Origin of the sequence: Streptomyces sp. NRRL B-24085 (genome assembly GCF_001282115.1) — a bacterium.
Lineage (GTDB): Bacteria > Actinomycetota > Actinomycetes > Streptomycetales > Streptomycetaceae > Streptomyces.
The window spans coordinates 1-11,461 of the sequence record NZ_LJBR01000323.1; the positions used below are offsets into that span (position 1 = coordinate 1).

The window sequence follows — 11,461 nt, forward strand, 5'->3', positions numbered from 1 at the left end:
GGCCCCGAGGTCCTGTTCGGCGGCTTCGCCCCCGCCGCCCTCGACCGGGTCGGCCGCTTCGGCGACGGCTTCCTCGGCGCCGCGCTGCCGCCCTCCTTCATGTCCAACCTGTTCCGCGACGTCGAAACCGCCTGGCAGAAGCACGACCGGACCGGCCGCCCCCGCCTGGTCGCCCAGGCGAACGTCGTGCTCGGCCCGGACAGCACCCAGGAGCGGGCCCTTCGCAACCTGCGTGACTACTACGCCTTCAGCGGCCACGTCGCGTACATGGAGGCCGGCCTGCTCACCACACCGCGGCAGATCCGGGAAACCGTCGACGCCTACTTCGGCATCGGTGCCGACGAGGTGATGCTCTACTGCTGGGCCTCGGACGCCGACCAGGTCGACCGCCTCGCCGACACCCTGTTCTGACCTTCACCTCGCCACGGCTTCGAGGACCGGACCCCGCGGCCCGGCCTCGAAGCCGTCGCTCGCATGGTGGACGCCGCACGGGTGCCCTCCGACGTGCCCGGTAGGCTGGCCGACAGGCCGTGACTGGCGCGCTGGGATGGGACGGACCATCAGGGAGCGGCCTGTGAGTGACCAAGTGCCGTGCGCCTGGGCCGAACCGTGAACCGTGACCGCTTCAAGCCACGCAGCCCGGAGGCCGCCATGTCAGAGCAGCAGCCCCTGTCCCCCGAGTCCACGGCCTTCCGCGCCGCCCTCGACGTGATCCGCGCCGTCGAGCCGCGCGTCGCCGACGCCATCGGCCAGGAAGTCCACGACCAGCGCGAGATGCTCAAGCTGATCGCCTCCGAGAACTACGCCTCCCCGGCCACCCTCCTCGCGATGGGCAACTGGTTCAGCGACAAGTACGCCGAGGGCACCGTCGGCCGCCGCTTCTACGCCGGCTGCCGCAACGTCGACACCGTCGAGTCCCTGGCCGCCGAGCACGCCAAGGAGCTCTTCGGCGCCCGTCACGCCTACGTCCAGCCCCACTCCGGCATCGACGCCAACCTCGTCGCCTTCTGGTCCGTCCTCGCCCAGCGCGTCGAGGTCCCGGCCCTGGAGAAGGCCGGCGTCCGTCAGGTCAACGACCTCTCCGACGCCGACTGGGCCGAGCTCCGCCAGGCCTTCGGCAACCAGCGCATGCTCGGCATGTCCCTGGACGCCGGCGGCCACCTCACCCACGGCTTCCGCCCCAACATCTCCGGCAAGATGTTCAACCAGCGCTCCTACGGCACCGACCCGGCCACCGGCCTCGTCGACTACGACGCCCTGCGCGCCTCGGCCCGTGAGTTCAAGCCGCTGATCATCGTCGCCGGCTACTCGGCCTACCCGCGGCTGGTGAACTTCCGGATCATGCGCGAGATCGCCGACGAGGTCGGCGCCACGCTCATGGTCGACATGGCCCACTTCGCCGGTCTCGTCGCCGGCAAGGTCCTCACCGGCGACTTCGACCCGGTGCCGCACGCCCAGATCGTCACCACCACCACCCACAAGTCCCTGCGCGGCCCGCGCGGCGGCATGGTGCTGTGCGACGACTCCCTCAAGGACCAGGTCGACCGCGGCTGCCCGATGGTCCTCGGCGGCCCCCTCCCGCACGTCATGGCCGCCAAGGCCGTCGCCCTCGCCGAGGCCCGGCAGCCCTCCTTCCAGGACTACGCCCAGCGGATCGTCGACAACTCCCGCGCCCTCGCGGAAGGCCTGATGCGCCGGGGCGCCACTCTGGTCACCGGCGGTACCGACAACCACCTCAACCTGATCGACGTGGCCTCCTCCTACGGCCTCACCGGCCGCCAGGCCGAGGCGGCCCTGCTGGAGTCGGGCATCGTCACCAACCGCAACGCCATCCCGGCCGACCCCAACGGCGCCTGGTACACCTCCGGCATCCGCATCGGCACCCCCGCCCTGACCACCCGGGGCCTCGGCACCGCGGAGATGGACGAGGTCGCCGGTCTCATCGACCGCGTCCTCACCACCACGGAGCCCGGCACCACCAGCAAGGGCGCTCCCTCCAAGGCCCAGCACGTCCTGGACCCGAAGGTCGCCGAGGAGATCTCCCACCGGGCCACCGACCTCGTGGCGGGCTTCCCGCTGTACCCGGAGGTCGACCTCGGCTGACCCGCGTCCTCTCTTGAGTTGTCAAAGACCGGTGGCTCCTGGACCGGATGACTCCTAGAGATCGATGAGTTCCTGTCGTGGTTCGTCCCGCGGCGGTCCGGCTCCCGGCCCGGCCGCCGCGCGGCGTATCAGTCGCGTGCCGCCGATCCCCGCCGCGAACCCCACGACGAGCCCCGGCACCGCCCACCACACGCCGTGGTCCGGTCCCTCCGGCCGCTCGGTCTCCGCGCCCGGCCCCTCCCCGGCACCGCCGGCAAGTCCCGCCGGGCCCGCCCGGTCCAGCCGGTCGAAGACCTCCCGCGGAACCCGGTGCACGTCGTCGTCCTCCCGCTCCGGCGCCGGATCCGAGCGCACCCGGACGATCATGGCCTGGTCGGACCTGTCCAGGCCCGCCTCTCCGGCCGGCTGTGTCGCCGCAGCGGCCGCGGGCGCCGCGAGCACGGTCACCGCCGCGACCAACGGTGCGAACACCGCGAGCGACCTGCCTGGTGTGTGCCTGAGTAATGCGAGTCTGCTCCGCACTGTCATCCCCCTCGATCGACTCGGCCTCGCTTCCTCAAGCTCGCGAGCACGTCCTTTCGTCACACGTCGCGCAGTTCCTGGCGCGGCCCCGGCTCTCCTCGCAGCCGCTCCCACGGCTTCCGCGGCGCGAACGGCCGCAGTACCCACGCCAGTACCGCCCCGGCAGCCAGGCCCGGAAGCGCCCACCACCACCCGGTGCCGGCGTCCGCGGCGGAGGACGGGGTCGCGGACGTCTCCGTGTCCCCCGCCCCCGCGTCGTCCACCGGCTCCTCCGCAGGGGCGGGAAAGATGGCGTGGCCCTCGCCGGACACCTTGCCCATCACGCCCAGGTCCGCCAGCAGGGCGCGCAGTCGGGCGGGGTTCTTCGTGCGGTGCCAATAACCGTTCACCGTCTCCGGAACGTTCGCCGCGGTGTGTATCCACACCTGGTCCCCGTCGGCCAGCGGAAAGACCTGGTCCAGCCGCCACGGTGAGACGTCGTGCGCCATCCAAGTGACGTTGATCTGTCGGGCGGCGAGCAGATTCGCCTCGGGCGGCTTGGTGCGGGTGCCCGCGCTCGAAGGGCCGAGCAGCCGCTCCAGCTCGCCGTACTTCTCGTCGGAGCAGTACAGCGACGCCGTCTCCGCGCTCTCCGGTGAGACCACCAGCACGCTCGTCGGCCCGCCCGCCGACGCGGACGGCGCACCCCACACCGACACGGCGAGCACAGCCGTCAACACACCTGCCCCCGCCGCCAGTTCACGACAACGGCCCCTCAGTCCACCCGTGCTGCTCCTCATGTCGACCCCCCACAGACGATCCCGTGCGGCCCGTCCGCGAGCCGCGTGTCACTTCTGGTACACCGCCCGGCCCGGCGGGGTTCCCACTCGGCCGGCACTAGTCCGAGGACTTCCCGGCGCCCTCGCCCTGCGGTCCGCCGAGGGACTGCGCGATCTCCACCGCCCGCGCCTTCGACGCGACCCCCTCCAGCCGCAGCGTCACCTCCGCCCCGCCCAGGACGTCCGACCGGTGCGTCCACAGCAGCGTCGGTCCAGCGGTCCGCTTCTCGCGGGTGTAGGAGCCGGCCGCGTCCACCAGCCAGAGACTCAGCAGGTGGGGCCGCGGGAACCACAGAGCCGTGTCGTCGACCGCCCCGGGATCCGCGGCGTCCTCGTGCAGCGAGAGCCACTCCGGCTGCTCCCGCACCCTCTTGGCGAAGCCGATGTCCAGCCGCGCCGGGTACTCGTCCAGCCGGACGGTGCGCCCCCGCTCCCGCCAGCACAGGCTCATGAGGGACCGCCCCCGCGGCTCGGCCGTCACCGTCACCGCGTCCGGCGTCCCGAGCGCGGTCGGCACCAGAGGCTCGAACCCCGCCCGCCGCTCGGCCTGCGCCAACGAGAGCGAGCGCCCGCAGCCGGGGACCTGCGCGCCCGGCGAGGGCACCGCCGACGGGTCGTACCGCACCTCGACCCCGCCGAAGTCGAACCAGTCCAGGACCGCCGCCCGCACCGGAGGCGTGAGCGCGAGCACCGCCAGCAGCCCGCACAGGGCCGCGGCCAGCGAACGCCACCGCGCCCGCGCCCATCGCCGTACCGCCCGCAGCCGCTCACCGGGCCCCGCCGCCCGGGCCGCCGGGACCGGCAGCCGCTCGGCGAGTATCTGCTCCAGGACCCGCTCCACCATCGACTCGGTCCCGTCCGCCCCCGGAGCGTCCAGCGAACGCCCGAGCGCCCGCAGCTCCTCGGGCAGTCCGGACGCCCGCTCGCGGGCCTCCTCGCCGGGGCCCTCACCGCCGTAGGACTCACTCACGCTCATCACCCCCTTCCCGGGGCTCGAACTCGGGCAGCAGCTTGCCGAGCTTGCGCAGCGCGCGGTTCAGCCGGGACTTCACCGTCCCCCGGGGCCAGCCCAGGGCCTGGGCCGTCTCGGACTCGTCCATCTCCAGCAGATAGCGGTAGGTGACGACCAGGCGGTGCTCCTCGCTCAGCTTCCTCAGCGCGGCCTCCAGCGCGGCGCGGCGCTCTATCTCCACGGCCGCCGTCGCGGGGTCCGCCGACTCCGGTATCAGCGGCTCGGCCTCCACGAAGGCCGCCTCGCGGCCGACGAGCGTGCGCCGCCGGGCGGCCGTGCGCACTGTGTTCCTCGTCTCATTGGCCACGATGGACATGAACCACGGCTTGAACGCCGAGCCCTCCTTGAAGCGGCCCAGCGAGCAGTACGCCTTGACGAAGGCCTGCTGCACCACGTCCTCCGCGTCCGCACCCGCCCCGAGCGCCGCGGCCGCTCGCAGGGCCAGGCCCGTATGGGCCCGCACCAGCTCCGCGTACGCCTCCGGCTCTCCGGCGCGTACGCGTGCGATCACCGCGGCCTCATCGACGATGCGGCCCCCCTCCCGCGTCCTCACATGATGGGTACACCGCCCGGACCGAATCGGTTCCCACCCGTGGCACATCTGTTTCCGACTGGTTCCGGATCGGCCCCCGGCACCTGAGAGAATGGTGCGCATGGCCTCTGACCGACCCCGTGTGCTCTCCGGAATCCAGCCCACCGCAGGCTCGTTCCACCTCGGCAACTACCTCGGCGCCGTCCGCCAGTGGGTGGCCCTGCAGGAGTCCCACGACGCGTTCTACATGGTCGTGGACCTGCACGCGATCACGGTTCCGCAGGACCCGAAGGAGCTCACGGCCAACACCCGCCTTGCCGCGGCCCAGCTCCTCGCCGCGGGCCTCGACCCGGAGCGCTGCACGCTCTTCGTCCAGAGCCACGTCCCCGAGCACGCCCAGCTCGCCTGGGTCATGAACTGCCTCACGGGCTTCGGCGAGGCCTCCCGCATGACCCAGTTCAAGGACAAGTCCGCCCGGCAGGGCGCCGACAGCGCGAGCGTCGGCCTGTTCACCTACCCGATCCTCCAGGTCGCGGACATCCTGCTCTACCAGGCCAACGAGGTCCCGGTGGGCGAGGACCAGCGTCAGCACGTCGAGCTGACCCGCGACCTCGCCACGCGCTTCAACGGCCGCTTCGGCGAGACCTTCACGATCCCGAAGCCGTACATCCTCAAGGAGACGGCGAAGATCTACGACCTCCAGGACCCGTCGATCAAGATGAGCAAGTCGGCGTCCACGCCGAAGGGCCTCATCAACCTCCTCGACGAGCCGAAGACCACCGCCAAGAAGGTCAAGAGCGCGGTCACGGACACCGACACCGTCATCCGCTACGACGTCGAGAACAAGCCGGGCGTCAGCAACCTGCTCACCATCTACTCGACCCTGACCGGCACGAGCGTCCCGGAGCTGGAGCAGCAGTACGAGGGCAAGCTCTACGGCGCGCTCAAGACGGACCTCGCCGAGGTCGTCGTCGAGTTCGTCACGCCGTTCCGGGAGCGGACCCAGCAGTACCTGGACGACCCGGAGACGCTGGACTCGATCCTGGCCAAGGGCGCGGAGAAGGCCCGCGCGGTGGCCGCGGAGACCCTGTCCCAGACGTACGAGAAGGTCGGCTTCCTGCCCGCCAAGCACTGACCGCCCCGCCCGCCGGCACCGGCCGCGCGGGCACCGGGCGTACCACCGCACACCAGCACCACCGGGCAGAGCGCTGCACATCACTATGCCTGCGCCTGCCCACAGCACAGCCGTGGCCGTACAGTCGATAGCCGGACGGCTGGGAACCAGTCCGACAGGACGACCGGGACGAACAGGAGACGACGTGGGGACCGTAACGATCGGTGTGTCGATCGCGGTCCCGGAGCCTCACGGCAGCCTGCTCCAGGAGCGGCGCGCGGGCTTCGGCGACGCCGCGGCTCACGGCATCCCCACCCACGTCACCCTGCTGCCGCCCACGGAGGTCGCGGACACCGCGCTGACCGCGATCGAGGCGCACCTCACCGAGGTCGCCGCGGCGGGCCGGCCGTTCCCGATGAAGCTGTCCGGCACCGGCACCTTCCGGCCGCTGTCACCCGTCGTCTTCGTCCAGGTCGTCCAGGGCGCCGAGGCCTGCACCTGGCTCCAGAAGCAGGTCCGTGACGCCTCCGGGCCGGTCGCGCGGGAACTCCAGTTCCCGTACCACCCGCACGTCACGGTCGCCCACGGCATCGACGAGGCGGCCATGGACCGCGCCTTCGAGGAGCTCGGCGACTTCGAGGCCGAGTGGCCCTGCACCGGCTTCGCGCTCTACGAGCAGGGCGCCGACGGGGTGTGGCGCAAGCTGCGCGAGTTCCCCTTCGGGGGATCCGTCGTGCCGCCCCAGGCGGGGCACGTGGAGCGCGGCTCCCTGCCCACGAGCCAGTTGTAACTCCAGGTACAGCCGCCGACACCGCGCTCTCACCGGCCATACCCCGAGTTACAGCGGCCATCGGCCATACCCGCACCTACAGCGGCAGCCGCCGGAACAGCGCCCGCGGCGCGTGCCGCACCGCCGACATCACCACGCGCAGCGCTCCCGGCACCCACACCGTCTCCGAGCGGCGCCGCAGACCCAGCTCGACGGCCGCCGCCACGGCCTCCGGAGTGGTCGCGAAGGGCGCCTCCTCCAGACCCGCGGTCATCCGCGAGCGCACGAACCCCGGCCGTACGACCATCACGTGCACGCCCGTGCCGTGCAGGGCGTCGCCCAGCCCCTGCGCGAAGACGTCCAGGCCGGCCTTGCTGGAGCCGTAGATGAAGTCGGCGCGGCGGGCACGCTCGCCTGCGACGGAGGACAGCACGACGAGCGAGCCGTGCCCCTGGGCCTGCAACGCGCGCGCGGACACCAGGCCGGCCGAGACGGCGCCCGTGTAGTTGGTCTGCGCCACCCGCACCGCGGCGAGCGGCTCGCGCTCGTCGTGGGCCTGGTCGCCGAGGATCCCGAAGGCGAGCAGCACCATGTCGATGTCGCCCTCGGCGAACACCTTGCCGAGCACCGCCTCGTGCGACTCGGGGGCCAGCGCGTCGAAGGCGACGGTGCGGACCTCGGCCCCCAGGGCGCGCAGTTCCGCGGCCGCCGACTCCAGGCCGGGGGAGGGGCGCCCCGCCAGCCACACCGTGCGGGTGCGACGGACGACGAGCCGGCGGACGGTGGCCAGTGCGATCTCGGACGTGCCGCCGAGGACGAGCAGGGACTGGGGGATGCCGAAGGCGTCCTTCACGAGCAGCTCCTTGGGAGGGCCTGGGTTGTGCGGTGGCCCGGGTCGTACGGGCGGGCCGGGTCGCGCGGCGGACTCGGCCGGGTCGTGCGGCGGCCTCAGAGGGTGAGACGGCGGGACAGGTCGGAGGTGAACACCCCGCGCGGGTCCAGCTCCGCGCGCAGCGCGCGGAAGTCGTCGACGCGCGGGTACATCGCGGCGAGCAGCTCCGGCCGCAGCCGGGAGTCCTTGGCGACGCAGACCCGCCCGCCGGCCGCGGCCACCTCCTCGTCCAGCTCGTCGAGGAGGGCGCCGAGGCCCGGCAGGGCGGCCGGGACGTCCAGGGCCAGGGTCCAGCCGGGCACCGGGAAGGAGAGCCATCCTGGGCCGGCGTCCCCGAACCGCTTGAGGACGGAGGAACGACGGGCACCGCCTCCCGGAGATCCGCCGCACGATCCGGTGCAGGGCCTCCTCCTGCCCGTGCCCGACGACGAACTGGTACTGCACGACGCCGCCGCGGCCGTAGAGCCGGTTCCAGTGGGGCACGCCGTCCAAGGGGTGGAAGAACGCGGAGATCCTCCGCAGCCGGCCGGTACGCGCGCGGGGCGCCCGCCGGTACCAGAGCTCGTTGAACAGCCCCACGGTCGCGCGGTTGACGAGCCCCTCGGGGAGGAGGGCGGGCGGGGCCGGGAAGCGCCCCGGCCGAAAGGCCAGCGGGTCTCTGCGCGCGCGGGCGCCCCCGGCGAGCGGCCCCGGCCTCTCCAGCGCCTCCAGCGGCGCGTGGTCGCCCCGGGTGAGCACCGCCCGCCCCGTCGCGGCCCCGCGCGCCATCAGGTCGATCCGGGCGACCGAGTAGCGGTATCCGCGGTCCCCGGTCGTCAGCCGGACCAGCAGGTCGTCGAGGTCCCGCGCGCGTTCCGTGTCGACCGACATCAACGAGGTCTCGACCGGCTGGAGCTGGACCGTGGCAGTGAGGATCATCCCGGTCAGGCCCAGGCCGCCGGTGGTCGCGTCGAACAGCGGCGTGCCGCGGCGCACGGTGCGGATCTCGCCGTCGGCGGTGAGGAGTTCGAACGACAGCACATGGCGGGAGAAGGAGCCGGACACATGGTGGTTCCCGCCGTGCACGTCCGCGCCGATCGCGCCCCCGACCGTGACGTGGCGGGTGCCGGGCGTCACCGGCACGAACCAGCCGAGAGGCAGCAGCACCTCCATGAGCCGGTGCAGGGAGACGCCCGCGTCGCACAGCACGGTGCCGCCCTCGGCGTCGATCGCGTGCACACGGTTGAGAGCGGTCATGTCGAACACCGCGCCGCCGGCGTTCTGCGCCGCGTCCCCGTAGGCACGCCCCAGGCCCCTCGGAATGCCGCCGCGGGCCCCGCAGCCCCGGACGGCGGCCACGGCCTCCTCGTAGCCGCGCAGACGGATCGGACGGGCCGCGGTGGGGGCGGTGCGGCCCCACCCCGTGACGGGAACGGTGTCGACGGACATGCCGTTGACCGTATCGCCGCTATGGAGGCGATTCGTTGGCAAACATCACTGCTCTACCCGAAATGGGTGATTAGTGGGATGTCGCTCAATAATGCCGGGGTCCCGGCTCGCGCCCGGCACGATGACCCGCGGCCACCGGCTCACCTGAACGGCAGGCCCCGCCGTCCCGCGTTTTCGGGGTACTCACACATCGGTCTCCCGCGCGGAGGGCAAGATCCGATCATGGACTGGCTGAAGAGACTCCCCGTCGTCGGGCCCCTCTGGGTGCGCCTGACCGCCACGCACGCGTGGCGGTCGTACGAACGGCTGGACCGGGTGAAGTGGACCCGGCTGGCCGCCGCGATGACGTTCACCAGCTTCGTCGCGCTGTTCCCGGTGCTCACCGTGGCCGCCGCGATCGCCGCCGCCACGCTCAGCACCAAGCAGCAGAACGACCTCCAGGACAAGATCGCCGACCAGGTCCCCGGCATCTCCGACCAGCTCAACATCGACGACCTGGTGCAGAACGCCGGCACCGTCGGCCTCATCGCCGCGGCCGCCCTGCTGTTCACCGGCATCGGCTGGGCCGGCTCGATGCGCGAGTGCCTGCGCGCGGTGTGGGAGCTGCCCGACGAGGACGAGAACCCGGTCCTGCGCAAGGGCAAGGACCTGGGCATCCTGGTCGGGCTCGGCGGCGCCGTCCTGGTCACCCTCGCCATCTCAACCGTCGCCTCCGCGCTGGTCGACTGGATCGGCGGGCAGCTCGGCCTCCAGGAGGGCGGCGCGGGCCGGGCCCTGCTCCAGGCCGCCGCGTTCGTCATCGCCGTGCTCGCCGACTTCCTGCTCCTGCTGTACGTCCTGACCCTGCTGCCCGGCGTCGAGCCGGGGCGCCGCCGGCTGTTCGTCGCCGCGCTGACCGGCGCGGTCGGCTTCGAGCTGCTGAAGCTGCTGCTGAGCGGCTATATGCAGGGCGTGGCGACGAAGAGCATGTACGGCGCGTTCGGCGTCCCCGTCGCCCTGCTGCTGTGGATCAACTTCACGGCCAAACTGGTGCTGTTCTGCGCCGCGTGGACGGCGACGGGGAGCAAGGAGCAGGAGCTCACGGACGGGACGAGCGACGGCGTACCAGATCCGGCAGCGGCCAACGGCGGTTGACGAGGAACGCGGCGCCCGCGAGCAGCACGAGGAGGCCGCCGGCGATCGCGAGGGCCGTCTCCATGCCGCGGGAGCCGCCGTCGGCCGTGGCGGACGCCACGGGCTGGTCCGAGGCCGCCGGGCCCGCGGACTGGCCGGAGCCGCCGGAGCCGCCCCCCGCCTGCCCCGAGGTCCCCGGCTGCGCGGCGCCCTTCGGCGGCACCAGCTCACCCACCGGCTGCACCTTGCCGGCCGCCTTGAAGCCCCAGTCGAAGAGCTTCGCGGTCTCCTTGTAGACCTCGTTGTGCCCTTCCTTGGACGGGTTCATGACGGTGACGAGCAGCACCCTGCCGTTGCGCTCGGCGACACCGGTGAAGGTGGCGCCGGCGTTGGTGGTGTTGCCGTTCTTCACACCTGCGATGCCCTGGTACTGCGAGATGTCGTAGTCGCCGCTCAGCAGCCGGTTGGTGTTCTGGATCTCGAAGGGCGTGCGGACCGTCTTGCCCTTCTTGTTCTTCTTGGTCTCGCCGGGGAACTTCGCGGTGACCGTCGAGCAGTACTCGCGGAAGTCCTTCTTCTGCAGTCCGGAGCGGGCGAACAGGGTCAGGTCGTAGGCGGAGGAGACCTGCCCGGGGGCGTCGTAGCCGTCGGGGCTGACCACGTGCGTGTCGAGGGCCTGGAGCTCCTCGGCGTGCTCGTTCATCTCGCCGACGGTCTTGGCGACGCCCTTGTTCATCGCCGACAGGACGTGCACCGCGTCGTTGCCGGAGCGAAGGAAGACGCCGAGCCACAGGTCGTGGACCGTGTACGTCTCGCCCTCCTTTATCCCGACCATGCTGGAGCCGGCGCCGATGCCCGCGAGGTCGGAGGGGACGACCTTGTGCTGCTCGTTCCTGGCGAACTTCGGCAGCAGGGTGTCCGCGAACAGCATCTTCAGGGTGCTCGCCGGAGGCAGCCGCCAGTGCGCGTTGTGCGAGGCCAGCACATCGCCGGACTCGGCGTCGGTGACGATCCAGGACCGCGCGGTGATGTCCTTCGGCAGCACCGGGACCCCGCTCGCGAGATTGACCTGGGTGCCCGCGAGGCCGAGCCGCGCGCCGCCCACGGTCGACATCCTCGCCGGGGGAGTGACGCTGGGAGAGGCGCTCGGGGTGGGGC

11 protein-coding genes, 1 pseudogene and 1 riboswitch are annotated in these 11,461 nt (G+C 72.3%); of the genes and pseudogenes, 5 read left to right on the plus strand and 7 right to left on the minus strand.

Going from position 1 to position 11,461, the window contains the following annotated elements; genetic code table 11:
- Positions 1–411: LLM class flavin-dependent oxidoreductase (locus tag AOJ26_RS30525; RefSeq protein WP_159044424.1), on the plus strand; the 411-nt coding region annotated here is incomplete at its 5' end.
- 109 nt (positions 412–520) lie between these two features.
- Positions 521–610, plus strand: a riboswitch (ZMP/ZTP riboswitch).
- 41 nt (positions 611–651) lie between these two features.
- On the plus strand, positions 652–2,103 hold the full coding sequence (locus AOJ26_RS30530; RefSeq protein WP_053851605.1) for a glycine hydroxymethyltransferase: 1,452 nt from the start codon (positions 652–654) through the stop codon (positions 2,101–2,103).
- 54 nt (positions 2,104–2,157) lie between these two features.
- On the opposite strand, the gene AOJ26_RS30535 is transcribed toward AOJ26_RS30530, so the two are convergent.
- From AOJ26_RS30535 to AOJ26_RS30550, 4 genes are all read right to left on the minus strand, one after another.
- Positions 2,158–2,574 carry a hypothetical protein gene (locus tag AOJ26_RS30535; RefSeq protein ID WP_107092853.1) on the minus strand — a complete coding sequence of 139 codons (417 nt, stop codon included), beginning with the start codon at positions 2,572–2,574 and terminating at the stop codon, positions 2,158–2,160.
- 110 nt (positions 2,575–2,684) lie between these two features.
- Positions 2,685–3,344 carry a hypothetical protein gene (locus AOJ26_RS30540; protein WP_234358712.1) on the minus strand — a complete coding sequence of 220 codons (660 nt, stop codon included), beginning with the start codon at positions 3,342–3,344 and terminating at the stop codon, positions 2,685–2,687.
- Between the two features lie 157 nt (positions 3,345–3,501).
- Positions 3,502–4,413, minus strand: coding sequence for a hypothetical protein (locus tag AOJ26_RS30545; RefSeq protein WP_053851606.1), 912 nt, complete (start codon positions 4,411–4,413; stop codon positions 3,502–3,504).
- Complete coding sequence (locus AOJ26_RS30550; RefSeq protein WP_234358711.1) at positions 4,406–4,966, minus strand: RNA polymerase sigma factor; 561 nt, start codon at positions 4,964–4,966, stop codon at positions 4,406–4,408. Before AOJ26_RS30550 ends, AOJ26_RS30545 begins: the two co-directional genes overlap by 8 nt.
- Before the next feature lie 142 nt (positions 4,967–5,108).
- On the opposite strand from AOJ26_RS30550, the gene trpS reads away from it, so the two are divergent.
- Positions 5,109–6,122: a tryptophan--tRNA ligase gene (gene trpS / locus AOJ26_RS30555; RefSeq protein ID WP_053851607.1), complete on the plus strand. Its 1,014-nt coding sequence runs from the start codon at positions 5,109–5,111 to the stop codon at positions 6,120–6,122.
- 184 nt (positions 6,123–6,306) lie between these two features.
- Entirely contained in the window at positions 6,307–6,891 is a 585-nt protein-coding gene (locus tag AOJ26_RS30560; RefSeq protein ID WP_053851602.1) for a 2'-5' RNA ligase family protein, read from the plus strand.
- 76 nt (positions 6,892–6,967) lie between these two features.
- On the opposite strand, the gene AOJ26_RS30565 is transcribed toward AOJ26_RS30560, so the two are convergent.
- Together AOJ26_RS30565 and AOJ26_RS30570 are read right to left on the minus strand one after the other, a co-directional pair.
- Entirely contained in the window at positions 6,968–7,723 is a 756-nt protein-coding gene (locus AOJ26_RS30565) for a decaprenylphospho-beta-D-erythro-pentofuranosid-2-ulose 2-reductase (protein ID WP_053851603.1), read from the minus strand.
- 95 nt (positions 7,724–7,818) lie between these two features.
- Positions 7,819–9,190 (minus strand): annotated as a pseudogene (locus AOJ26_RS30570) (FAD-binding protein).
- Positions 9,191–9,412: 222 nt separating this feature from the next.
- On the opposite strand from AOJ26_RS30570, the gene AOJ26_RS30575 reads away from it, so the two are divergent.
- Positions 9,413–10,324 (plus strand): YihY/virulence factor BrkB family protein, encoded by a 912-nt coding sequence (locus AOJ26_RS30575; protein ID WP_053851604.1) that lies wholly within the window; start codon positions 9,413–9,415, stop codon positions 10,322–10,324.
- Here AOJ26_RS30575 and AOJ26_RS30580 read toward each other — a convergent pair.
- Positions 10,269–11,461: D-alanyl-D-alanine carboxypeptidase family protein (locus AOJ26_RS30580; protein WP_053851608.1), on the minus strand; the 1,193-nt coding region annotated here is incomplete at its 5' end. The two genes, AOJ26_RS30575 and AOJ26_RS30580, sit on opposite strands and share 56 nt — an antisense overlap.

Excerpts from the sequence above, each read along its gene's own strand:
- AOJ26_RS30530 (WP_053851605.1), top strand. The coding sequence starts at position 652 with ATGTCAGAGCAGCAGCCCCTGTCCCCCGAGTCCACGGCCTTCCGCGCC.
- trpS (WP_053851607.1), top strand. The coding sequence starts at position 5,109 with ATGGCCTCTGACCGACCCCGTGTGCTCTCCGGAATCCAGCCCACCGCA.
- AOJ26_RS30575 (WP_053851604.1), top strand. The coding sequence starts at position 9,413 with ATGGACTGGCTGAAGAGACTCCCCGTCGTCGGGCCCCTCTGGGTGCGC.